The following is a 24,066-nucleotide window of genomic DNA, read 5'->3' as shown; positions in this document are numbered from 1 at the left end:
TAATTCCGCTATAGTGCGCTATATAGGCGTGTTTTCAATTTAGATAAATAGGACTTTGTGCATGGGCACTCGTAGGCTAAACCGTATAGGATTACTAGTACTTGGTGGAGTAGGTGGCGTGTTGGCGAGCTTAGCGATCAATGCTGTCGCTCAACGAGGCGAGCCTTTACCCTTGCGTGAGCTGCAGCAGTTTGCCAATGTGTATTCTGCGATCAAAAGCAGCTACGTCGAGCCATTGGGTGACGAAGCATTAATTAACGAGGCAATCAAAGGCCTATTTAACGAGCTTGATCCACATTCGTCTTATCTAGACGCTGATGCGTTTAAAGACATGGAGTCCATGACCCAAGGCGGTTTTGGTGGGCTAGGTATTGAAATCGGTCATGAAAACGGCTATCCGACGGTGATTTCACCCATCGAAGACACCCCTGCTGCCAAGGCCGGTATTTTGGCGGGGGACGTGATCGTAGGCATTGATGGTAAAAGCACCAAAGACATGCCATTAAATGACGCGGTTAAAATGATGCGTGGTCAGCCCAACACCTCAATCGAGCTTGAAATCCAGCGTAGCGAACAAAAGCCGTTTAAAGTAACTATTGTGCGTGACCACATTAAAGTACAAAGTGTACGTGGCAAGCGTTTAGATGACGATTTACTCTATGTGCGTATTTCCCAATTCCAAGAGCGCACGGCGGCCGATTTAGTACGTCAGCTTCAAAGCCTAAGCAATGGTCAAGCTCCTCGTGGTTTGGTGCTCGACTTGCGTAACGATCCTGGTGGTTTGCTAGACAGCGCTATTGGCGTGTCCTCGGCTTTCTTAAACAGTGGCGATTTGGTGGTTTCAACCAAGGGGCGTATCCCTTCATCCAATCGTGAGTATTACGTCAAGCCCATCACTCAGGTGTTAGGCAGCAACGACCGTCAACTGCTAGAGCAAATGGACTGGCTCAAACAGATCCCTATTGTGGTGTTAATTAATGCGGGTTCTGCTTCGGCATCAGAAATTGTGGCAGGGGCGTTGCAGGATCACGGTCGTGCCACGGTAATGGGCACACGCAGTTTTGGCAAGGGTTCTGTACAAAGCGTGTTGCCGCTTAGTGCCGAGGCTGGTATTAAGCTAACCACAGCACTTTATTACACACCCAGTGGCAAATCCATTCAGGTAACGGGTGTCGAGCCCGATGTGTATGTGGATGATACGCCTAATGGCAATCTATTCCGTATTCCTCGCGAAGCCGATCTTCAACGTCACCTAAACAATGCCGTGGTAGAGGACGAGTCTGTGCTAGGTGCAGATGAAACCTATGTTAAAGACCCCAAGATGTTTGAGTTTGGGGGCGATGACGATTTTCAATTGCGTCAGGCCGTCAACCACCTAGAGGGGCGTCCTGTTAAAAAAACGGACCCCACTTTAGTTCAAGCGGAATCAGAGGATGCGGCAATACAGTCAGCAGATGCTGAAAAAAAAAGCCCAGTAAAAACGACTAATACCGAAGAGGTACAGCGTTTCCGTATCACCCCTCAAGGTGTGCAACCGATTCAATAGTAAAAGACCGTATGTCGTTAGATGATGCACAACTCATGCGCTATGCTCGTCATATTTTATTGGATGAGTATGGCATTGAGGCCCAAGAAAAGGTGTCTGCTGCCAAGGTTCTTATCATAGGGGCGGGTGGTTTGGGTTCGCCCGCTGCGTATTATTTGGCAGCAGCAGGGGTGGGCCACATCACCCTCGTCGATGATGATGAGGTAGACCTTAGCAATTTGCAGCGCCAAATTTTGCATAACTCCGAACGGGTTGGGCTAAACAAGGCGCAGTCGGGACAACAAACTCTGCAGGCCTTAAATCCATTAATCAGCATAGAGCCATTGGCGCAGCGTTTGTCTGATGCCGATTTGGATCGTTTAGTGCCGCAGCACGATGTGGTGCTGGACTGCACCGATAATTTTGCGACGCGCCATGCTATTAATCGTGCTGCCGTTCGTCATCGTGTACCCATTGTATCGGGGGCGGGGATTCGTTTTGCGGGGCAAATTAGTGTGTACGATTTACGTGATGACCAAGCGCCATGCTATCACTGCTTATTTCCCGAAGCCGATGACGTGCAAGAGTTACGTTGTGCTACCACCGGCGTTTTAGGGCCACTGGTAGGGATGGTGGGCAGCATTCAAGCCGCCGAGGCATTAAAAGTGATTGGCGGGTTCGGAGAGCCCCTTGTAGGGCGCTTGTTAAGTGTGGATGCCTTAACCATGCAGTGGCATACTGTACGCTTTCGTAAAGACCCAAAATGCAGCGTGTGTGGCTCTGCTACATAGCTTTTAACTAAATACACAATAAAACGGCCGCGATCTCATTGCATCGCGGCCGTTTTGTTTTGAGCAGGCTGGGCCTGTGGGAGCTAGCCCCACCCACCCTGTTTAGGCTTTTTTCAAAAACTCGGATTTCAGCTCGTAAGGGGTGCCGTTAATGCGACAAGCAATATCGTGGTCACCTTCAATAATACGAATGCCGCGTACTTTGGTACCTTTTTTAAGGTTAGTGGAGGAGCCTTTTACTTTTAAGTCTTTGATGAGCAATACATCGTCACCGTCTTGAAGCGGGGTGCCGTTGCTGTCACGGACTATGGGTGTGTCTTCGGTTTGAGTTTCAGCCTGCATGGGCCATTCGTGCGCACAATCTGGACAAATGTAGTGGTCTTGGTCAGGGTAGGTGTGTTCCATACCGCATTGAGGGCAAGCAGGAATTGTATTCATGGAGTCCTTTTTGCTTTTTAAGCGAAATTAGAGGTAATTAAATAAAAATCGCTTCAATTCTACTCCTTTTCTGGCTTGGAGGTGAAATCTGGTTGGACCAGAGGCAAGCGTTTAAAAGAGAAAAAAGATAACGCCGTTAACAGCCCCATGACTATAAACCCCCAAAACAAATCATTTTGATTTACGCTAGTATTTCCGTGTAGCTGCATACTGATATTTAAAGTAATGGCTGCACAAGCTACCCCCAAGCTGATGCCCAGCTGTTGTGCCATAGCAGCAAATGAGCTGGCTCGGCTCATGGCATTTTGACTGAGATCCACATAGGTCAGGGTGTTGACGGCGGTAAATTGTAAAGACCTAAACAAGCCGCCTACTGCTAAGACCAATGAAATGAGCCATAGCGGGGTTTGTTCATTAAACACGGCGCAAACTGCAATAAAAAAGCCTGTTAACAGCGCGTTATACATTAATACTGTGCGGTAGCCAAAACGGCGAATAATGGCTGGGGCTAATGGTTTAATCACCAATGCACCGACTGCACTGGTAAAGGTAACCAGCCCTGCTGTCATTGGACTTAGGCCAAAGCCTAGTTGCAATAATATCGCCAACATAAATGGCACTGAGCCCAATGCAAAGCGGCATAAATTGCCACCTAAAATAGAGACAGCAAAGCTGCGGGTCTTTAGTAGCGATAAATCTAAGATAGGAAAAGCGGTATGGCGTGCGTGCCATACATACCAAAGTGCGGTAACTACACCTGTGCTTAGCAGTACAGTGAGCTCTAGGGGGGTGAATTCGCTGTGCCCAAAGGACTCAAAGCTAATCACCAAGCACGCCAAAGCGGTTGCACTAAGAATAAAGCCAAACCAGTCCAAGGGTGGTTTTTCATCAATTACATCTATGCGTATAAATTTTAAAATTAAAACAATGCCCAGAATGCCTACTGGCACGTTCATTAAAAAAATCCAATGCCAGCTCATGTAGGTGACAAAAAAGCCACCTACGGGTGGCCCTATGATTGGCCCAAGCAAAGCCGGTAAGCTTAATACCGCCATGGCCCCCAATAACTCCTCTTTAGGTACGCGGCGCAACATAATAATGCGGCCAACGGGCACCATCATGGCTCCAGCAATCCCTTGAACAATACGCGCAGCAATCAGTTGTGGTAGTGATTGTGACGCCGCGCAGGCCACAGAGCTAAGTGTAAAGAGTAAAACCGCGGCAATAAAAACCCGTCGTGCACCAAAGCGATCTGCGGCCCACCCGCTGATAGGAACAAACACCGCTACCGCCAATAAATAACTGGTGATAATGGTGTTCATGCGGACCACATCGGTGCCTAAAGCTTGGGCCATCATGGGCAGCGCGGTGGCGACCACTGTTGCGTCAAGCATTTGCATAAATAAAGCGCAGCCCACTATATACGGAATAATACGTATGGCTTGGCGTTCACGGGCTGACAGTTGAGAAGTAGATTGTGAGGGAAGCTGTTCGGTTGGCATAGGATTGCAGTACACTGTGTGTATGTTCAATTTTTTCTTTACACCCCATTATGGCAAAGAATTACGAATCTGATATCACCCAGTTCCTAAACAATTTCAAAAAACAGCATCCAGAGACTGAAGCCAAACAACGTGAAGGACGGGGACGCTTATGGGACAAACCTATTGATCAAGAGGCTCAAGACGGTTACAAAGCAGCTAACGTGCCCCAAGATCCTTATGTGTATTACCAAAACCCCTAGTTTTTGCGTGTCATAAGGGGTGGACGATACGTTAAGTACCCCGGTGCTAGAACCCGATGCTTCCTTAGAGCCTAAGGAGGCTTTTGCTCGTCTGTATGGCGAGCCTTTGTTTAGCTTACCGCATGATCTTTATATACCGCCGCAGGCGCTCGAGGTCATTTTGCATAGCTTTGAAGGCCCGCTTGATCTTTTGTTGTATTTAATTCGCAAACAAAACTTGGATGTGCTCGATATTCCCATGGCTCAAGTTACAAAGCAGTATTTAGACTATGTGGAGCAGATCCGGCAAACGCACCTAGAGTTAGCGGGCGAATACTTATTAATGGCAGCACTCTTAATAGAGATTAAGTCGCGCATGTTATTGCCTGTTAAAAAAGCGGATACAGGCGAAGAGGTTGAAGATCCGCGGGCAGAGCTAGTACGCCGCTTGCTAGCGTATGAGCAAATGAAACGTGCGGCCTTAGCGCTTGAGGATTTACCTCGGGTAGAGCGAGATTTTGAGCTTAGCGCAGTGCAGGTGGATTTGCACATTGAAGAGGTTTTTCCCGATGTGTGTGCAGATGATTTACGCCAAGCTTGGCTAGGCATTATGCAACGTGCCACGCTGCATCAGTCACATACCATTACTCGCGAGCAGCTGTCGGTGCGTGATCACATGAGCCAAATCTTACGACGCTTGTCTAATCATGAGTTTTTAGAGTTTAATCAGTTGTTTGATGAGGTGTTAGAGCAAACAACTGCCGATGCAGCAGCGGTAGTGGTGGTGCACTTTTTAGCTATGCTTGAACTAGCTAAAGAGTCGTTGGTGGCATTGACTCAGGCCGAGCCCTATGCGCCCATTTATTTACGATTGGCTTATACGCAACCTACTGTTGCGGCTTAATTTTTTTCATCGGAGTTCCGAGTGAAGGTTGTACATACTATCCAAGAGTTACGTGATCAGTTACAAGGACAGTCGCGCATTGCTTTTGTACCCACTATGGGAAATTTGCACGAGGGCCATTTAGCTCTGATGAAGTTGGCTCGTCAGCATGGTGACCCGGTGGTTGCCAGTATCTTTGTGAATCCACTGCAGTTTGGTCCCAACGAGGATTTTGCTGAATACCCTCGCACATTGGCTCAAGACATAGAGAAATTAGAAAAAGCACGCGATGTGTATGTGCTGTTTGCGCCTTCTGAAAAAGAAATGTACCCCGAACCGCAAAGCTTCAAGATGCAACCACCTACAGGTTTAGGCGACATCCTCGAGGGTGAGGTACGTCCTGGGTTCTTTGATGGGGTCAGTACGGTAGTAATGAAATTGTTTTCCTGTGTTCAGCCCCGTGTGGCCGTGTTTGGGAAAAAAGACTATCAGCAATTAATGGTAATACGTAAGATGTGCCGTCAATTTCAACTACCGGTTGAAATTTTAGCGCATGAAACGGTACGGGAAGCCGATGGCTTAGCTATGTCTTCTCGCAATCGCTACCTTAGCGAGCAAGAGCGAGCTCAGGCCCCTCAGCTTTATGCTTGTTTGCAGGCGGTGCGTGCTCAAGTGTTAGCTGGGCAGACCGATGTGGCGGCAATCGAAGCAGAGGCAGTTAAACAGCTTGAACAACAAGGTTGGTCAGTGGATTATTTATCTTTGCGTCGGCAAAGCGATTTACTGAATCCCACTCAAAATCAGGTGGCTGACGGAGAGCCGTTAGTGGCTTTGGGTGCTGCACGTCTTGGGCAGACCCGTTTAATCGATAACCTAGAAGTTTAAAGCTTGCTGTTTCTCTCACTACGGGTTTATACGCCGCAACAATTGAGAGCTTATCAATAAAAAAACTCCTCCTTAAAATAGCTATTGCTAAGTATTAAGGAGGAGTTTTTTTATGTTTGCCGCTGTTTTAGTTAGTGCTTTGACGCCTATGGAACAACAGGTTTCCACTGAAATAGTGCTGGGCAAAGCAAATAAACGTATTGCTGGTGATTTGTTTGTTTCACAGCGTACGGTGGAAGCCCATCGAGCTAACTTATTTCAAAAGCTTCGTGTTCGTAATGCATTAGAGCTTGTGCAGTTGCTGGAAGCGAATCGCTCTAGAGTGGATCAGGAACGACATACTGGACCCGTTTGGTTTTGTAGCTCGTCAATGCCATCAATGTCCTGTTGCCTGCTTAAATGAGTCTCTAGAGTAGGGGTAACGTAATTAAACACATTGACGCGTAGCTGTTGATCGTGAACAAAGCTTAGGTCAGCTAATACCGTTTCTTGCATGGTTTCTAACAAAATACGGGTGGGCTCGGTGCCAATTTGATGCCAGCAGCCCTGAGCTACTGCGGCCTTGCCAGCAGCGGTAGATGCTTCCGTGGCACGCATACGCCAAGCGCCGCTTGGGCTAAGAGTGACGGTAAATTGAATGGGGGAACAATTGACTTGGGTCGCCGCACAAGAAATAGTACCTAAAAAGGTTTTGGCTTCGTAGATTTCGCGAATGCCCCCTTTAGGTAAGTCGGTTGTATGTGCCATATTGCCTTTATCACCAAAGCCAATTGCAACCTGAGACGCCCCTTTGTTTTTGGAACCATCGCGTTGACCCCGTGCTTTTTCTTGGGCGTCGGTTAGGGTGCTAGCGCGTCCTGAATGCTGTTGAGTTGGGGGTTGGGCACAGCCTGCAACCAGCCCGACTAGCAGCACGGCAGAAAGCGAAGCCAGAGGGCGAGTGATGCGAAGTTTCATCAGAAAGCTCCTTGGGGAACAAAAAGGTAAAGTATGTATTTCAATGCATTATATATTGGCCTAGGAAGCTTGCTGTTGACGCATATGTATTTTACGGTGATTCCGTATTATTCCGCTCAGGTGCAGGCCGGAGCCTGGGCAGATGAAACGTTATGGTGGCATTGCGTATACCATGCACCTAGCTCTGCTATTACTATGCAGTATATAAGCACTGCTTTGAGTTTTGGGGTGTTTTGGGCGCTGTCTTATCTGCATGTGACACAAATTGCTGGGGCTTGGACGTATTCCATTCATGATTTGTTCATATGGTTTGGTTTATTGTGGCTACTTGCTCGTATTGATTACAGCTGTTTGTTGTTACCTGATGTATTTACCCAAACCTTGCTATGGTGGGGGTTGCTTCAGCTCAGCATAAAAACCCCTGAACTACTTACCACCACGCTCTGGGCCACAAGCGGTGTGTATTTAAGCGGGCGTTTGATTCAGTTCTTTGGAAAATTATGTTTTGCTTTGCCCCTAGTTGGGCTGGGTGATGTTAAATTATTGGTTGCCATAACACCTTGGTTAGGTGCCAGTGCGCTGCTGTATGTGTTGTGTTTGGCCTGTGTGCTGTGTTTTTTAACTCAGGTTTATAAACAAGGCTCGTGGCGTCCTACCGGATCCTGTGCGTTCGGCCCCTATTTAGTTAGTGCTAGTTGGCTGGTGTGGTGGTGCCCCCATTCATTTGTTTTATAACGATTTAACATCTATGACCCAAAAACGACTAAAGATCGGCTTAACTGGGGGTATTGGTTCAGGCAAGTCCTTTGTAGCGACGCTGCTAGAGCAATGGGGGGCTACTGTAGTAGATACCGATGTCATTGCTCATCAATTAACCGCGCCCAATGGGGCGGCCATTGATCCCATTCGCCAGCAGTTTGGTGAGCAGTTCATTACTACTAGTGGGGCAATGTGCCGCGATCAAATGCGCGAATTGGTCTTTAACCAGCCTAAACAACGCAAAGCGCTGCAGGCTATTTTGCACCCTTTGATTAGAGATCTTACATTTAGACAAGTACAGCAAGCTCAAGGTTGTTATGTTGTAGTGGTTATACCTTTACTTGTCGAGTCAGGGCAGTGGGCTTCTTATCTTGATCGAGTCTGTGTAGTGGACTGCGACGAGGCCACTCAAATTGCTCGGGTTCAGCAGCGTAGCGGGCTGACGGTAGCCCAAATCAAGCGTATCATGGACGCTCAGGCCACCAGAACGCAGCGTCTTGCTGTGGCAGATGATGTCATCCTTAATGACGCACACACCACAGTAGCGCAACTGACCGAACGCACCCAGTTAAAGCATCAGCTATGGCTCGGCTTGTAAGCTAATTTTGCCAAACAAAACATGAATCAATTTAGGGTTTTTATTGCGTGATTTTATACGAATACCCCTGTAACGAACGAGTACGCACTTTCTTACGTGTAGAGTCTTTATTTAAACGTTTGTTTTATTTTACTGAGGGTGCAGATAGTTATATGCACCAGGTGGCTATTGTTACCTTGTTTGATTTACTGGATGTAACCGAACGATCTGACTTGCGCGGTATGGTGTTACAAGACCTAGAGCGCCAACGTGGGGCGTTAGCGGCGTTGCGTGAACACCCGCAGGTATCGGCCGCCATGCTCGATAAAATGCTGGCTGAGATTCAGGACGTTTCTAGCGCATTAGCTAGTCAGGGTCGCAGTGGTCAAGAGCTACGCAATAACGAATGGTTATCTAGTTTGCGTGGTCGGCTTGTGGTGCCTGGTGGGTCTTCACCAGTCGATATGCCTTCTTTTTATGGTTGGCAAATGCAAAGCGTTGCCAAGCGTCAATCGGACATCGCAGGTTGGTCGGCGTGTTTTATGCCGTTGTTTAATGCGCTTAGTCTGATTTTACGTATTTTACGGGGGGCAGGCGATACCACAGAGCAAATGGCTACAGATGGGTCTTACCAAGAAATGCTAGGCGGTAAAAGCTTTCAGCTTTTACGCGTCTGGGTAGATGAAAAATACGAAGTGTTTCCGGAAATGAGCGCCAATAAATACGTTATTTTAGTGCGTTTTTCTCGTCATGACGGTGAACAAAAGCCCTTGACCGTCAAAGAAACCATACCTTTTACTATTGCACGTTGTAATGTGGGCTAATTATGGCTGGAGAATTCATACATGACAGAAAAAAATGACCACGTATCCCCAAAGAAAGCGCGTGTCTGGCTTTGGGTGTTGGTAGTTGTAGTGGTGGTCGCAGGTTGGTATGGATGGTCGCAGTACAAGACAACAGACTCTAGCTCAAACAACGCACGTGCGGGCATGGCGATGCGTGGACAAAAAACACCAGTACGTACTGCTGATGTCAGTATGGGGGTGGTCGAAGAGCGCCTTCAAGCGGTAGGTACGGTTCAAGCTTTTAATACCGTTGTGGTGCGTAGTCGTGTCGAAGGCGAACTTGTAAAACTTAACTTCAAAGACGGTCAGTTTGTACAAGCAGGGGCGGTCTTAGCTGAAATTGATCCCCGACCTTATCAGGCTAAACTTGATCAAGCTCAGGGCCAACTACGTCAAATTCAAGCGCAACTTACCCAAGCCAAGTCAGATTTAGCGCGTTATACACAACTTGAAAAGCAACAATCCATAGCAAAGCAACAAGTCGATGCGCAGCGTGCTCTAGTCAGCCAGTTTGAAGGCTCTGTTACGTCTGCTCAAGCCGCAGTGGATGATGCGCAATTGCAGCTAGGTTATACCCGAATCACCTCACCCATTAATGGGCGTTTGGGTTTACGTAATCTCGATGAAGGCAATTTAATTTCTGCTGCCAATACCGATGGGCTAGTGCTGATCACACAAACACAACCTATTGCCGTCAGTTTTGCTTTACCCGAAAACGATTTACAGCGCTTACTTGAACGATTACAGCTTGAACGCGAATTAAGCGTCTATGTTAGCGACCGCCAAAATAAACTGGTCAGCTCAGGCTCTATTTTGGCCGTAGATAATCAGATTAATCTCGATACCGGCACGATTCGTGTGAAGGCCTCCATGCCGAATTTAGACAACCGATTGTTTCCTAATCAGTTTGTGAGCGTCAGTGTGTTATTAGCGAATCACAATGGTTTGGTGGTGCCTAGCGAGGCCATTCAAACAGGCTCAATCGGCGATTTTGTGTATGTGGTGTCCAACGATAACCAAGTCGCTATTCGCAAAGTCACAGTAGGTCTTACTACAGACGAGCGCAGTCTCATTACCGATGGGCTAGAGCTAGGCGAAAAGGTGGTGGTCGAAGGCACCGATCGTCTGCGCGAGGGCAGCCAGGTTGAACCCATTAACGGCACGGTAAATGGCCGGAACGGGGGCGGCAGCAGTCGCACTCCTAGCGCCTCTTAAGCATAAGGTACTGCAGCAGTGACGATTTCTAGGATATTTATTCTACGGCCTGTGGCGACCACCCTAGCGATGGTGGCTCTGCTATTAGCTGGTTTACTGGGGTACAAAAGCTTGCCTGTAGCAGCTCTACCGCAGGTGGATTACCCTACTATTCAAGTCGTCACCCTATACCCGGGGGCTAGCCCTAGCGTGATGGCCTCGTTGGTCACTTCTCCTTTAGAGCGTCAATTTGGGCAAATGCCCGGCTTAGCGCAAATGAGCTCAAGCAGCTCGGGCGGCGCATCACGCATTACCTTACAGTTTGATTTGGGCTTGTCATTGGCTATTGCTGAACAAGAGGTTCAAGCCGCTATTAATGCCGCCTCGACGATGCTGCCCTCCGATTTGCCATCGCCTCCGCTTTACAACAAGTTAAACCCAGCCGATCAGCCTGTGATTAGCTTGGCAGTAACTTCGCCTACTATCCCTTTGCCTCAAGTGCGTGATTTGATTGATTTGCGCGTGGCTCAAAAGCTGTCACAAGTGGCGGGTGTGGGTTTAGTCAGTATTGCTGGAGGACAACGTCCAGCGGTCCGAATTCAAGTCAACCCCCAAGCCTTGGCAGCACGGAATGTGGCTTTGTCTGCGGTACGTCAAGCAGTGATAGGGGCGAACGTGAACCAACCCAAAGGCAGTTTAGATGGCCCCAAACGCTCCACCACCATCAGTGCCAACGAGCAGTTACGCTCTGTCGAGGACTATGAAAACCTGATTATTCAGTATGTGAACGAGGCACCACTGCGCTTGGGTGATATTGCTTCAGTAGTTCAAGACGCTGAAGATTTACGGCAAGCAGCATGGATAGGTTCAGAGCCCGCCATCCTATTAAATATACAACGTCAGCCCGGTGCTAACGTCATAGAGGTTGCTGAAAGCATTAAGCAACAGCTAGACAGTTTGCAACGCTCTTTGCCGACAGGGGTGGATATTCAAGTCGCCACCGACCGCACGCTTACTATTCGAGATTCAGTAAAACAGGTTCAAACCGAGATGTTGATGGCTATTGCCTTAGTGGTTTTAGTCACGTTTGTGTTCTTACGTACCTGGACTGCTACGTTTATTCCGTCGGTGGTGGTACCGCTATCTATTGCGGGTACGTTTGCCGTTATGTTTTTATGGGGGTTTAGTATTAATAACTTAACTCTCATGGCATTAACTATTGCCACGGGTTTTGTGGTCGATGATGCGATTGTGATGATTGAAAACATTGCGCGTTACATCGAAGAGGGTATGCAACCTTTACAGGCCGCCCTAAAAGGGGCTCAGCAAATTACTTTCACCTTAATTTCACTGACGGTGTCGTTAATTGCTGTGCTAATTCCTTTGCTCTTTATGTCGGATGTGATTGGGCGTTTGTTCCAAGAGTTTGCGATTACATTGGCTATTGCTATTTCTTTGTCGCTATTTATCTCGTTGAGTTTAACGCCCATGATGTGTGCGCTTTATTTGCGCGCTCCTGCCGATCAGCCCCAACAACAAGGGCGATTTGTGCAGTGGTCTGACCGTACCATGCAGGCCTTAACCCATTCTTACGAGCATGGTTTGCAGTGGGTGCTAAAGCGTCAAGGGCTAACGTTGTGGGTGGCGGTGGCGACTTTGGTCTTAACGGGGGGCATGTATTTGATGGTGCCCAAAGGTTTTTTCCCGCAGCAAGACACTGGTATGATTCAAGCCATCACCGAGGGGCCACAGGCGGCTTCCTTTAGTGCTATGTCACGTTTACAAACCGCAGCCGCTGACGAAATTCTTAACCATCCCGATGTGGCGGCGGTGACTTCATTTATTGGTGTAGATGGCAGCAACCCTACGCTAAATACAGGTCGCATGCAGATTGCATTAAAACCGCACGCGCAGCGCAATATAACGGCTCCAGCCGTGATTGAGCAGCTTGCTGCCCGCTTTGGTAATCAACCTGATTTCCGCGTTTATTTTCAGCCGGTACAAGAGCTCACCGTTGATGATCAAATCAGCCGCACTGCTTACCAGATGGCTTTGTCTGATCCTGACCCCACTGTATTGAATACTTGGACACCTCACTGGGCAGAGCAATTGCAGCAGCTGCCCCAGCTGTCTGAGGTGGCTACTGATTTACAAATGCGTGGTCAGCAAGTGGTGGTTACTGTGGACCGCGATGCTGCGGCACGGCTTGGGATTAGCAAAGCCACTATTGATGATGTGTTGTATGACGCGTTTGGACAGCGATTAATTTCCACTATTTATACCCAGTCGGCTCAATACCGCGTGGTGCTCGAGGTAGCCCCCGAGTTCAGGCAGTCGCCTGATAGTTTGCAGTCTATTTATTTGCCTACGCGCAGTGGTCAGGTGGTGCCATTGGCTACGGTGGCTAGTATGCAGTTGGCTCCTGTAGAGCTTTCTATAGATCGCTTAGATCAGTTTCCGGCCACACAGCTTTCTTTTAATGTGGCAACTGGCTATTCCCTTTCCGATGCGGTAGATGCTATTCAACAAAGCGCTATAGATGCTCAGCTTCCCGAGTCTTCAGAGCTGCGGTTTTTAGGGGCTGCGCAGGCCTTTGAGGCTTCTTTGTCCAGTACGCTGTGGTTGATGCTAGCGGCTGTGTTGACTATGTATATTGTGCTGGGCATTTTGTATGAAAGTTATATTCATCCCGTTACCATTTTGTCTACTTTACCTTCGGCCACCATTGGGGCGTTGGCGGCTTTACTTCTAACAGGGCGCGAGTTAGACATGGTAGGGGTAATTGGCATTATTTTGTTGATCGGTATAGTCAAGAAAAATGCCATTATGATGATTGACTTTGCATTGGTTGCACAACGTAAAGACAAACTACCTGCTCATACTGCTATTTATCAGGCCGCGCTTTTGCGCTTCCGTCCTATATTGATGACCACATTTGCAGCCCTGTTTAGTGCTGTTCCCTTAATGCTAGCCACTGGGGCAGGGGCAGAAATGCGTCAGCCTTTAGGTTTGGTAATGGTGGGAGGGTTGATCTGTAGCCAGTTGCTGACCTTATTTACTACCCCTGTGATCTATCTGTTTTTTGATCGTTGGTCACAACGCTGGCAGGCTTACAAGCAGAGCCGAGTATGAAACGCTGGTTAACGCTTTTTATCATGCGTCCCGTGGCAACCACTTTATTGTGCATTGCCATGGTGTTTAGTGGGCTTTTAGCATTAAGTCAGCTGCCGGTTGCGCCCCTGCCCCAGATGGATTTTCCGATGATTTCGGTTAGTGCCAGTTTGCCAGGGGCCAGTCCAGAAACCATGGCATCTAGTGTGGCCACGCCTTTGGAGCAAGCGCTTGGGGCTATTTCTGGCCTAAGCGAAATGAGCTCTCGTAGCTCGGAGGGCTCAACTCGTATTACGTTGATGTTTGAGCTAGAGCGAGACATCAACGAAGCAGCACGCGATGTACAAGCGGCCATTAATCAGGCTATGCCTATGATGCCGTCGGGCATGCGAGGGGTGCCTTCCTATTTTAAAGTGAATCCCAATGCGGCACCTATCATGGTTTTAGCCATGACCTCGCCCGTTGCTACGCAAGGGCAGCTTTACGATATGGCGACCACTATAGTAGCCCAAAAGTTAGCTCAAGTTCGGGGCGTAGGCCAAGTGGATGTGGGGGGCGGGTCCTTGCCTGCGGTGCGTATTAGTGTGAATCCCCAAGCCTTAGCGGTGGCCGGTTTGGCCTTAGATGATATACGTACTGCTTTAAATGGTGCTAATCCACTACGACCCAATGGTTACGTGGAAAATGACGATGAGCAATGGTGGCTCAGTACCAATCGGCAGATGAATCAGGCACAACAAATTGCCCCGCTGATTATTGGTTGGAATGATAACAGCGCTATACGTTTACAAGACGTAGCCACCGTAGAGGATTCAGTCGAAGACATCAATAATTTAGGCTACGTAAACAACCAAGAGGCGGTTTTATTAATTGTACGTCGGCAAGCCGATGCCAATATTATTGAAACGGTCGAAGACATTCGTGCTCGTATTCCACAGCTTGAGGCCATGTTGCCTTCAGATGTGCGTTTGCAGGTGGCTCAAGACCGCACGCCCAGCATTCGTGCCACCTTAGCCGAAGCACAAACCACTCTGTTTATTGCGGTTGGGCTCGTGGTGCTAGTGGTGTTGCTGTTTTTACGAGATTGGCGTGCGGCCTTAATACCCGCTGTCGCTGTGCCTGCTTCGCTGATCAGCACCTTTGCGCTCATGTACTTTTTTGGTTTTACTTTAAATACCATTTCGTTGATGGCGTTGATTGTGGCGACAGGCTTTGTGGTGGACGATGCCATTGTTGTGCTGGAAAGTATTATGCGCCACTTAGAACAGGGCTTTAGTCCTTTGCGGGCAGCAGCACGCGGTGTGCGTACTGTAGGCTTTACTGTGACGGCCATGAGCCTTTCGTTGGTAGCCGTGTTTATTCCACTGTGGTTAGTGGGTGGCTTAGTGGGGCGTTTATTTAAAGAGTTTGCCGTCACTTTGTCAGTGGCTGTGATGATTTCCTGGTTGATTTCCCTGATGCTCACCCCAATGATGGCGGCTAAGCTTTTGCGTTCGCGCCCACAGGGTGTGGCAGATCGCGCTACCCACGTTTTAGAGCGTGCGCTTGTAAAATGTGGAGACTATTGCAGTGCTGTTTATAGAAAAACATTGACGTGGGCATTGCATTACCGTTTTCTGACACTGTTGTCATTACTGGCTACCATTGCATTAAACGGCTACTTGTATGTGACAGTGCCTAAAGGCTTATTTCCTCAACAAGACACCGGGCAATTAATGGGTTTTTTTAGAACCGACCGGGGTATGTCTTTTGAGGCTATGAAACCCAAGCTTGATACGTTTAGACAGATTATTCAGGCCGATCCCGCTGTACAAAATGTAGCTGTGTTTGCAGGGGGGCGAGGCGGTAGTAATTCCTCCACCATTTTGGTGGAGCTAGTGCCATTAGACCAACGGGATGTCAGTGCGCTCGAGGTGGTTGCGCGTCTACGCAATCAGCTCCAATCCGAACCAGGCGCTCGTTTATTTTTAACACCCCAACAGGATATTTTTGTTGGTGGTGGCTTAGGTCGGTCGGGCTCCTACAGCTATAGCCTGTTAGGCAGTGAGCTGTCGGTGCTTAAAGAGTGGCAGCCTAAAGTGCAGCGAGCGATGGCTGAGCTACCAGAGCTTACCGATGTGGATGCAGACTCTGAAGACAGAGGGGCACGTATTGAGCTTGTTATCGATAGAGAAAAAGCCACCTCACTGGGCATTGATATGGCCTTGATTGCATCCACGCTGAACAGTGCTTTTAGCCAGCGTCAGGTAGGGGTGGTGTATGGGCGTCTTAACCAATATTACATTGTGATGGGGGTAGAAAAGCGCTTTTCTCAAGACATCGAGGCCCTGCAGCAGCTAGAAGTAGTGACGCGTGAGGGCAAACGAATTCCGTTGTCCGTTTTTACCCATTTTGAGCATGGCAATGCACCACTTAGCGTTAGTCATCAGGGGCTGTTTATTGCAGAAAGTGTGTCGTTTGGTTTGGCTGAGGGGGTGTCGTTAGATCAGGCTCTACGTGCTATTGATGAGGCCATGGCACGCATTAGCTTGCCTACGCATCAGATTCAGGCGGGCTATGAGGGCTCGGCGCGCATGATGCAACAAGCCATCGCGCAACAGCCAATGCTTATTTTGGCCGCTTTAGCGGTGATGTATATCGTGCTTGGGATGCTTTATGAAAGCTATATGCATCCATTAACTATTCTTTCTACGTTGCCTTCCGCGGGCATTGGTGCGTTATTAGCATTAAAGCTCGTCAATGAGGAGTTTTCCATTATTGCCATGATCGGTGTGTTTTTATTGATCGGTATAGTAAAGAAAAACGCCATTATGATGGTGGATTATGCGCTGCATGCGCAACGCGACAAGGGTTTATCTATTACGGATGCTGCCTTTGAGGCCTGTATGGTGCGTTTTCGTCCGATTATGATGACTACCATTTCAGCGATTTTAGGTGCTGTGCCGTTAATTATAGCTACAGGCCCAGGTGTGGAAATGCGTCAACCATTGGGCTTGACCATCGTAGGGGGGCTACTTGTCAGTCAGCTATTAACTCTTTATACCACTCCGGTGGTGTATATCTATCTAGAGCGCATTGCGCAGTTTTTCCGACCAATGAAAAAGGCCTCTGTATGAAAAAATGGGCATGGGTTTTATTAAGTGTAGGTGCACTGACTGGGTGTGCCGTCGGTCCTGATTACCATGCGGTTGAAACGCCTTTAAGCGTAGACTATGCCCATCGTGCACAGACAATGGATGCCGCGTGGGTTCAAATTGACACTGCCGTAGCCCCAGAGCCGCAGCCATGGTGGCAACTATTTCATGAGCCCACCCTTAGTTATTGGATGATGCAGCTGCACACTGCAAATCTTGACTTAGAGCAAGCTGAAGCACGGTATAGGCAAGCGCAGGCCTCATTACAACAGGCTCAAGCGGGCTTTTTTCCTACAGTTAGCTCTCAGGCTTCTTCTCAACGCTCGGGGTCTGGTCAAACCAGCCCTAGCGATCAGCATACTCTTAGTGCCAATGTCAGTTGGGAGGTGGACCTATGGGGGCGAGTGCGCCGTTCGGTCGAGGCGGGCACAGCGCAGCAACAGGCCAGTGCTGCTGATTTGAATGCGGTTCGACTTAGTCTAGAGTCTACCCTAGCCCAAAGTTACTTTCAGGCTAAAAACATACGTGCAAACCAAGCACTGTACGAGCAAACCATTGCCGCCTACGAGCGCAGTCTGCAAATGACACGTAATCGTTTGGATGCGGGCTTGGTTTCAACTGCTGATGTGGCTGCAGCCGAGACGCAATTAGAAAACGCACGAACTCAGGCATTGGCTTTAGAGCGGCAGTGGTCTTTATTACGAAACACCATGGCGGTGTTACTAGGAAAAGCCCCAGCCGAGTTTGACTTAACAGCCGAGGCGGATTTGGGGGTGTTACCTACTGTGCCGCTGGGTTTACCTGCTCAGTTGCTAGTGCGTAGGCCTGATATAGTGGCTGCTGAACGTCGTGTTGCCGCTGCTAATGCCCAAATTGGTGTAGCAACAGCAGCTTGGTTTCCTAATTTAACTCTTTCCGCTCAGGGTGGATACCGTAGTGGTTCGTGGTCTGATTGGATTAGCGCCCCAGCACGGTTTTGGTCTTTAGGCCCCGCTTTGGCTTTGACGTTATTTGATGGTGGCGCACGCTCAGCACGTATTCGTGAAGCCGAGGCTGCTTACGATGTCCAAGCCGCTACCTATAAGAAAACCGCATTAGAAGCGTTGCGCGAGGTAGAGGACGCGCTGGTAGAAGCGCATGGTTTGCGTCAAGAGCTAAGCAGCCAAGAACGGGTGGTCGCGGCAGCTCAACAGTCCTTGCAGTTAACACGTAATCAATACGAGGCGGGTTTAATTGATTACTTGTCTGTGGTTCAGGTTGAAACCAACGCCTTATCAGCACAACGAGCTTTGCTGAATTTACAAAGCGAGCTGTATATTAGTTCGGTGCGCTTAATCACAGCCTTAGGCGGACGTTGGGATTAAGGCTTGCCACTAATTTTGGCGGTTCGCCCCTAAGGTGCTCTAACACACCCTAGAGCCTGCACAACCATAGCAGGAGCGCGAACGGTAGTTAGACAGAGCAAGGCTAATCGCCTTGCATCCACAGTTCTAAGCCCTCTACCCACTCTGCAGCAGGCAAACCATAGGCCATAGTGATTTGAGTGGCGCGCTCATACAGCGCTTCAAAGTCAACAGAAGGCGCTTCTTTAAAAGCAATGGCTACGATGTTGCCGTCGTGCGACTCTGGTAGCCACGCCACTGCAGCAAAGGTTTGCTGCAATAAATGCACATTACGGGCATGAACGTATTGGTTGCCCAGCAAATTAATGGTCAGAATACCTTGTTCAGACAACACACGCGCACAGGACTGGTAAAACGCAAGGGTCTCAATGGCCGGGTGGTCAGCTTGTGCACTGTATAAATCAACCTGCAAAATATCAATAGAAGCCCCTTTAGTTTGAGATAACTGTTGGTGAGCATCATTAATAATGACATGTAATCGATCGTTGTCATCGGGCAGATTAAACAACTCCCTACATGCGCGCACCACCTCGGGGTTTAGCTCGACGGCGCTGACCAGACTATAGGGGTAATGCTGGTAACAATATTTAGTCAATGAGCCAGCGCCGAGGCCAAGCTGCATAATATGTTCAGGTTGATCCATAAACAGCTGCCACATCATCATTTGTTGAATGTAGACTAACTCTAAATGATCAGGCTGATCCAAGCGCATCGCGCCTTGAACCCAAGGTGAGCCCAAGTGCAGATAGCGCACTCCTTCGTGTTCTGAAATTGTGACTTTATCCATTGTTATTTGCGTCAATCAAACAAGTTGCCTAATACCCGCAATACCATGCGCGCCATGTTGTTGCGCAATGGCTAAGGTGGTGGGGTTTTGCCCACCAATTGCATACACGGGTCGGCCTGCTAGCGTTGCTAGCTGAGTAAATGTGTTCCATCCTAATGCAGCTTGGTCTGGATGGGAAGGGGTAGGGAGCACATGGCCTAGCACTACAAAGTCAGTATTCAGTTGCTGGGCTAGCTGCATATCAGCAGCAGAATGGGTGGACATAGCAACCAGTTGGTCAGCGCGTACTGGGGCAGCGATTTGTTGTGCCACTAAGCGCTGTGCATCTTGGCTGCGCAAGTGCAGTCCATCTGTGTAGTGAAGCCAGTCTAGACCGTGCACACTATTTAGCAAACAGCGCGCTTGATAGCGCTGACATAACGCCATGGTTTGCTCTAAAGCATCCAGTAAATCTATAGATTGTGGACTGTGTTGTTCCCATTCTGGTTCGCGAAACTGGACCAGCTTAACGCCGTTTTCTAGGGCTTGCTCTAGTTGTGCTAGCCAGGGTTGTAGCCCTGATGGCGAACCAATGTGGCTGATTAAGTATCGGTTGGGCAGAGTGAGCCATTTTAAAACTGGGAAGGTGGCGGGGAGGATGGGCCCTATGGTTAACGGGGTGGGCGCAAACGGGTCATACCACGCTAGCTGCTGGTTTTCTTGGGGGCTAGGTGTGCCTTCCCACTTGGTGACTAGGCAAAAATGCAGCTCTACCGTAGAGCGAGGATAGTGATGAATATAACGCACCCACGGTCTGATCTCGGTGGCTTGGATGGCGATTTCTTCGTGCAGCTCGCGTACTAGCGCATCGTGCACACTTTCACTGGGCTCAATTTTACCGCCGGGCAGCTCCCACCAATGAGCCCAAGGTTTATCTGCAGGGCGGCTGCCTAGCAACACCGCACCTGTTGGTTGCACCATTACACCCACCGCCACGCGTACATAGGGCTTAGTTGCCATGGTTTGCTACCCAATCTCTGGCGAATTGTTGAGCCACACGTCCGGATCGAGAACCGCGATGCAAGGCCCACTGCAAGGCTTCACGACGCGCATTTTCTACTTCAGCGGGTGGATGTCCTAATTCTTTGAGCCAGTAATACACAATATCTAAATAGTCGTCTTGTTTAAATTGATAAAAAGAGAGCCAGATACCAAACCGCTCCGATAAAGAGACCTTTTCTTCGACCGCTTCGCCATAATGAAGCTCGCCAGTTGCAGGGGTTGTGGTGGCTAGGTTGTCAACCGCGTATTCAGGCATGAGGTGACGACGATTCGAGGTAGCATAAATAAGCACATTGTCGCTAGGAGCAGCAATTGACCCATCTAGTACAGACTTTAATGCTTTATAACCAGCCTCACCATCTTCAAAAGACAGATCATCACTAAATATAATAAAACGTTCGGGGCGGTCTGCGATCAAAGTAATGATGTCGGGCAGATCCCCCATATCGTTTTTATCGATCTCTATTAGACGCAGGCCTTGATCCGCAAATTGATTCAGCATGGCTTTGACTAATGAGCTTTTGCCGGTGCCACGGGCACCTGTCATTAGCACATTGTTGGCTGGTTTTCCCGCCATAAAATGAGCCGTGTTGCGCAGTAAGGTATTTTTTTGTTGCTCTACATGTTGTAAGTCGTCGGGGTGAATGGTGGCAATGTGTTGGACTGCATCAAGCCATCCGCGGGCACCGCGACGACGCCATATAAACGCAGAAGCATTCCAGTCAATACTTGGCGGAGCAGGGGGTAAATACGCTTCAAGCTGCTCTAATACACGTTCAGCGCGTTGTAATAACTGGGTTAAATCGTAATTCAAAATCTTCTCCACTTGGTAAACTCTAGATGTATTATTAAAGGTTGCGTGGTTTTTATGTCGTCAGCAAGTTTAGTTTAGTGACAAATTCGGTTTAAAGGCCACAACACCGTATAATTATCCCTTTAGCCTTGGATTTTTTCCAAGCAGGAATTTTTTTCGTTCGGAATACGTTTTGAATCTCCCAAATCTAATGAGCCCCATCGCTGATGATATGAAAGCCCTGGATCAGGTAATCCGAGGTCGCTTGAATTCAGAGGTTGTTTTAATACGTACTATTGGGGAGTATATTGTGGGCGCGGGTGGCAAAAGAATGCGACCTGCTTTGTTGTTACTTGTAGCCAAGGCTTTAGGCTATCAAGGCAATCACCATCACACTTTAGCGGGCGTGGTCGAGTTTATTCATACCGCTACCTTATTACACGATGATGTGGTGGACGAGTCCGACTTACGCCGTGGTCGTAGCACAGCTAATGCTGTCTTTGGCAACGCGGCAAGTGTCTTAGTTGGCGACTACCTCTATTCGCGCTCTTTTGAAATGATGGTAGAGACCAACTCCATGCGCGCTATGGCGGTTTTGTCCGAGGCCACCACCATTATTGCCGAGGGCGAGGTACTACAACTATTAAACGTACACGACCCCGATGTGTCTCAAGACCGCTACATGCAAGTTGTGCGTTACAAAACCGCCAAACTCTTCGAGGCTGCCGCTCAGGTGGGCGCTATTTTAGCTCAGGCCGATGTCGAGCTTGAAGACGCAGCGGCTGCGTTTGGGCGTCATTTAGGTACCGCTTTTCAACTAATCGACGATGTATTGGATTACAGTGGCGATGCCGAGGCCCTAGGGAAAAACGTAGGCGATGATTTACGTGAAGGCAAGCCTACTCTGCCCTTAATCCGCGTGATGCAGGTGGGTACCCCCCAAGAACAACAGCTAATTAAATCTGCTATTGAAACAGGCGATGCTGACTTCACCAAGGTTGCCGCTGCTATTGCAAATACCGATGCGGTGGCTTATACACGTCAGGTGGCCGATGCGGAAATCAACCTAGCACTTTCAGCCATTCAGGCCTTTCCCGATAGCCAGTTCAAACAAACCCTTATTGGTTTTTGTACTGCCGCCGTACAGCGCGATCACTAATTTCTTTTTATAATTATGCAGCGAGTCTTTGGCATTGTGGGCCGATCAGGTAGTGGTAAAACCACCCTGATCGAAGCAATGATTCCTTGGTTTAAACACCAAGGTTTACAGGTAGCCGTTATCAAGCACAGCCACCACAACCTCCAGTTTGAGCCTCCTCACAAAGACAGCTCTCGTTTTCGTTCTGCTGGCGCACGCGAGGTGATTGTGGCATCGCCTTATCATTACGCGCTTTTCCATAATCTTGAAGACCAAGATGAGCCCATGTTGCGTAACTTGGTGGCGCGTTTACAGCCAGAGGTGGATGTGATTTTGGTCGAAGGCTACAGACAAGCCGCTATTCCTCGACTAGAGGTGTACAGACCATCACGTGGCATTGAGCCTGTTTACCCACATACTGAGCAGGTGATCGCACTGGTGAGTGATGAAGACCTGTCGGCTCATGACTTAGTTTGCTTAGATTTAAATCAACCACAGGCGGTTGCTGAGTTTATTTTGTGTTTTTTACAGCAAAAATCTGAATCTTTGCTTGAGAGTGATCAGTAAAGACTGCGTGGTTTTACAAACTCTTACTAAATAACTCCTAGAGTTCCTTGAGTCTATACCTAGAGTAGGCGATATATGGATGAAATCCAACGTTAGATTATTTGTGGTTTTACCCTATAATTGACTCCTTTTAAAACAAAAACTTACCTAGGTGTCTTATGCTTATAGAGCTAGATATTGCACAAACGGTCGGCGTAGCTGCCGTATTTTTAGTGATTGGTGAGCTAATCAAAAGAAACGTTTCTGTGCTGGAGCGTTATTTTATTCCTAGCCCAATTATCGGCGGCTTGGTATTTTCTTTAATTACGCTATATGGACATCAAACGCAAAGCTTTACTATAGAGCTTTACGACAATATGCGTGCCTTTTTGCTCATGGCCTTTTTTACCACGATTGGTTTTTCAGCCAGTTTCGAGATGTTGAAAAAGGGTGGGATCGCAGTAGCTGTCTTTTTATTTACCGCAGTGCTTTTGCTAAGCTTGCAGAACGTGGTGGGCATTAGTCTTGCCTCATTGATGGGCGAAAACCCATTGCTTGGTTTAATAGCTGGCTCAATCACCTTAACAGGTGGTCATGGTACGGCTGCTGCGTTTGCGCCTTTGTTAGAACAAAAAGGGGTAGTAGGGGCAATGCCCGCTGCTATTGCCGCAGCCACGTGGGGCTTAGTTGCTGGGTGTGTAATCGGCGGCCCGTTAGGTTCGCGCTTAATGAAGCGTCATAAAATTAAAGGGCGACCTTTTAGTCACGGACATCAGAGTCACGACACCAACGAACCCCCCCAAGATCTTAACCACCAACAAAAAGAGCTTTCCTCAGACAGCAAGCCTTTATTACCTATCTCTTTGCATTCAGTGGTGCTGCTGACTGTATCGATGGGTTTGGGTGCTTTTATTATTGATTGGTTAAAAGACAGCGGTATTACCTTGCCGGGCTATCTAGGTGCTATGGTGGTTGCTGCTGTTATTCGTAATGTTATTGACTGGAAAAAATTGCGCTTTCCCGAGCAAGAGTTTGACGTTATTGGTTCGATATCGCTGGGCTTTTTCCTGGTTATGGCTTTAATGTCTATGAAGCTATGGGAGCTTGCCGACGTGGCGGGGCCGCTATTAGTGATATTAGTGGTACAGACTGTGTTCATGTTCTTCTTTGCTATGTTTGTGACGTTCCGCTTGATGGGCAAAGACTACGATGCCGCTGTGATTGCTACCGGGCATTGTGGCTTTGGTATGGGGGCGACGCCAAACGCCATGGCTAACATGCAGTCATTTACCGCAGTAAATGGTCCTTCTCCTAAAGCTTTCTTTGTGATTCCTTTAGTGGGTTCGTTGTTTATTGATTTCTTTAACGCCGTCATCATTACTATTTTTATGAATATTTTCTAGTAAATCACCTGGTTAAATGATGAATACCTTGACCCCAAAATACTGGTTATTTTGGGGTTTTCTTTACTTATATCAAAGAATACAAAAGAGTTTGATGCATAAAATAAGCCCATAGTGTGCCACTTGTAATTTT

Annotated in this window: 22 protein-coding genes; 16 read left to right on the top strand and 6 right to left on the bottom strand. The window is 48.3% G+C overall.

Translation table 11 applies throughout. The features are described 5' to 3' along the window. Window positions 1-61 precede the first annotated feature (61 nt). Window positions 62-1,546, top strand: a complete 1,485-nt coding sequence (locus tag ACBP46_RS13135; protein WP_371017167.1) for a S41 family peptidase — start codon at window positions 62-64, stop codon at window positions 1,544-1,546. 11 nt (window positions 1,547-1,557) lie between these two features. Continuing rightward, the gene (locus tag ACBP46_RS13130; RefSeq protein WP_371017166.1) at window positions 1,558-2,316 is read left to right on the top strand and encodes a HesA/MoeB/ThiF family protein; all 759 of its coding nucleotides are present in this window, start codon (window positions 1,558-1,560) and stop codon (window positions 2,314-2,316) included. Between the two features lie 102 nt (window positions 2,317-2,418). Here ACBP46_RS13130 and ACBP46_RS13125 read toward each other — a convergent pair whose 3' ends face one another. Together ACBP46_RS13125 and ACBP46_RS13120 are read right to left on the bottom strand one after the other, a co-directional pair. Continuing rightward, window positions 2,419-2,754 (bottom strand): zinc ribbon domain-containing protein YjdM, encoded by a 336-nt coding sequence (locus ACBP46_RS13125; protein ID WP_371017165.1) that lies wholly within the window; start codon window positions 2,752-2,754, stop codon window positions 2,419-2,421. A gap of 59 nt (window positions 2,755-2,813) precedes the next feature. After that, on the bottom strand, window positions 2,814-4,256 hold the full coding sequence (locus ACBP46_RS13120; protein WP_371017179.1) for a DHA2 family efflux MFS transporter permease subunit: 1,443 nt from the start codon (window positions 4,254-4,256) through the stop codon (window positions 2,814-2,816). A 50-nt stretch (window positions 4,257-4,306) separates the two neighbouring features. Between ACBP46_RS13120 and ACBP46_RS13115 the strand changes: the two genes are divergently transcribed. From ACBP46_RS13115 to ACBP46_RS13100, 4 genes are all read left to right on the top strand, one after another. After that, entirely contained in the window at window positions 4,307-4,498 is a 192-nt protein-coding gene (locus tag ACBP46_RS13115; RefSeq protein WP_371017164.1) for a DUF3460 family protein, read from the top strand. 43 nt (window positions 4,499-4,541) lie between these two features. Continuing rightward, window positions 4,542-5,381: a segregation and condensation protein A gene (locus ACBP46_RS13110; RefSeq protein WP_371017163.1), complete on the top strand. Its 840-nt coding sequence runs from the start codon at window positions 4,542-4,544 to the stop codon at window positions 5,379-5,381. A gap of 21 nt (window positions 5,382-5,402) precedes the next feature. Then, entirely contained in the window at window positions 5,403-6,245 is an 843-nt protein-coding gene (gene panC, locus ACBP46_RS13105; RefSeq protein WP_371017162.1) for a pantoate--beta-alanine ligase, read from the top strand. Between the two features lie 112 nt (window positions 6,246-6,357). Beyond that, on the top strand, window positions 6,358-6,648 hold the full coding sequence (locus ACBP46_RS13100) for a LuxR C-terminal-related transcriptional regulator (RefSeq protein ID WP_371017161.1): 291 nt from the start codon (window positions 6,358-6,360) through the stop codon (window positions 6,646-6,648). Here ACBP46_RS13100 and ACBP46_RS13095 read toward each other — a convergent pair. Continuing rightward, complete coding sequence (locus ACBP46_RS13095; RefSeq protein ID WP_371017160.1) at window positions 6,573-7,202, bottom strand: hypothetical protein; 630 nt, start codon at window positions 7,200-7,202, stop codon at window positions 6,573-6,575. The two genes, ACBP46_RS13100 and ACBP46_RS13095, sit on opposite strands and share 76 nt — an antisense overlap. Before the next feature lie 33 nt (window positions 7,203-7,235). On the opposite strand from ACBP46_RS13095, the gene ACBP46_RS13090 reads away from it, so the two are divergent. The 7 genes from ACBP46_RS13090 to ACBP46_RS13060 are packed head-to-tail and all read left to right on the top strand — an operon-like array spanning window position 7,236 to window position 18,186. Next, window positions 7,236-7,937, top strand: coding sequence for a prepilin peptidase (locus ACBP46_RS13090; RefSeq protein WP_371017159.1), 702 nt, complete (start codon window positions 7,236-7,238; stop codon window positions 7,935-7,937). A 13-nt stretch (window positions 7,938-7,950) separates the two neighbouring features. Beyond that, window positions 7,951-8,559 (top strand): dephospho-CoA kinase, encoded by a 609-nt coding sequence (coaE, locus tag ACBP46_RS13085; RefSeq protein WP_371017158.1) that lies wholly within the window; start codon window positions 7,951-7,953, stop codon window positions 8,557-8,559. A gap of 47 nt (window positions 8,560-8,606) precedes the next feature. Further along, window positions 8,607-9,362: a cell division protein ZapD gene (zapD, locus tag ACBP46_RS13080; RefSeq protein WP_371017157.1), complete on the top strand. Its 756-nt coding sequence runs from the start codon at window positions 8,607-8,609 to the stop codon at window positions 9,360-9,362. Window positions 9,363-9,383: 21 nt separating this feature from the next. Beyond that, window positions 9,384-10,598: an efflux RND transporter periplasmic adaptor subunit gene (locus ACBP46_RS13075; RefSeq protein WP_371017156.1), complete on the top strand. Its 1,215-nt coding sequence runs from the start codon at window positions 9,384-9,386 to the stop codon at window positions 10,596-10,598. A gap of 18 nt (window positions 10,599-10,616) precedes the next feature. Further along, window positions 10,617-13,709: a multidrug efflux RND transporter permease subunit gene (locus ACBP46_RS13070; protein ID WP_371017155.1), complete on the top strand. Its 3,093-nt coding sequence runs from the start codon at window positions 10,617-10,619 to the stop codon at window positions 13,707-13,709. Continuing rightward, window positions 13,706-16,804 (top strand): efflux RND transporter permease subunit, encoded by a 3,099-nt coding sequence (locus ACBP46_RS13065; protein WP_371017154.1) that lies wholly within the window; start codon window positions 13,706-13,708, stop codon window positions 16,802-16,804. The genes ACBP46_RS13070 and ACBP46_RS13065 overlap by 4 nt, the downstream gene beginning before the upstream one ends. Continuing rightward, complete coding sequence (locus ACBP46_RS13060) at window positions 16,801-18,186, top strand: efflux transporter outer membrane subunit (RefSeq protein WP_371017153.1); 1,386 nt, start codon at window positions 16,801-16,803, stop codon at window positions 18,184-18,186. Before ACBP46_RS13065 ends, ACBP46_RS13060 begins: the two co-directional genes overlap by 4 nt. 103 nt (window positions 18,187-18,289) lie before the next feature. Here the strand turns inward: ACBP46_RS13060 and ACBP46_RS13055 are convergent, their stop codons facing one another. The 3 genes from ACBP46_RS13055 to ACBP46_RS13045 are packed head-to-tail and all read right to left on the bottom strand — an operon-like array spanning window position 18,290 to window position 20,870. Beyond that, window positions 18,290-19,012, bottom strand: coding sequence for a methyltransferase domain-containing protein (locus ACBP46_RS13055; protein ID WP_371017152.1), 723 nt, complete (start codon window positions 19,010-19,012; stop codon window positions 18,290-18,292). 15 nt (window positions 19,013-19,027) lie between these two features. Beyond that, complete coding sequence (locus ACBP46_RS13050; RefSeq protein ID WP_371017151.1) at window positions 19,028-20,011, bottom strand: Nudix family hydrolase; 984 nt, start codon at window positions 20,009-20,011, stop codon at window positions 19,028-19,030. After that, window positions 20,001-20,870 carry an ATP-binding protein gene (locus ACBP46_RS13045; protein ID WP_371017178.1) on the bottom strand — a complete coding sequence of 290 codons (870 nt, stop codon included), beginning with the start codon at window positions 20,868-20,870 and terminating at the stop codon, window positions 20,001-20,003. The genes ACBP46_RS13050 and ACBP46_RS13045 overlap by 11 nt, the downstream gene beginning before the upstream one ends. A gap of 169 nt (window positions 20,871-21,039) precedes the next feature. On the opposite strand from ACBP46_RS13045, the gene ispB reads away from it, so the two are divergent. From ispB to gltS, 3 genes are all read left to right on the top strand, one after another. Beyond that, window positions 21,040-22,005, top strand: coding sequence for an octaprenyl diphosphate synthase (gene ispB / locus ACBP46_RS13040; RefSeq protein WP_371017150.1), 966 nt, complete (start codon window positions 21,040-21,042; stop codon window positions 22,003-22,005). Between the two features lie 15 nt (window positions 22,006-22,020). Continuing rightward, window positions 22,021-22,551 carry a molybdopterin-guanine dinucleotide biosynthesis protein B gene (mobB, locus tag ACBP46_RS13035; protein WP_371017149.1) on the top strand — a complete coding sequence of 177 codons (531 nt, stop codon included), beginning with the start codon at window positions 22,021-22,023 and terminating at the stop codon, window positions 22,549-22,551. 158 nt (window positions 22,552-22,709) lie between these two features. After that, window positions 22,710-23,933, top strand: coding sequence for a sodium/glutamate symporter (gene gltS, locus ACBP46_RS13030; RefSeq protein ID WP_371017148.1), 1,224 nt, complete (start codon window positions 22,710-22,712; stop codon window positions 23,931-23,933). The last annotated feature ends 133 nt before the right edge of the window (window positions 23,934-24,066 follow it).

Origin of the sequence: Paenalcaligenes hominis (genome assembly GCF_041359055.1) — a bacterium.
GTDB lineage: Bacteria > Pseudomonadota > Gammaproteobacteria > Burkholderiales > Burkholderiaceae_B > Paenalcaligenes > Paenalcaligenes hominis_A.
The sequence above is the reverse complement of the archived record's forward strand: the minus strand, read 5'-3'. Positions and strand labels throughout refer to the sequence as shown.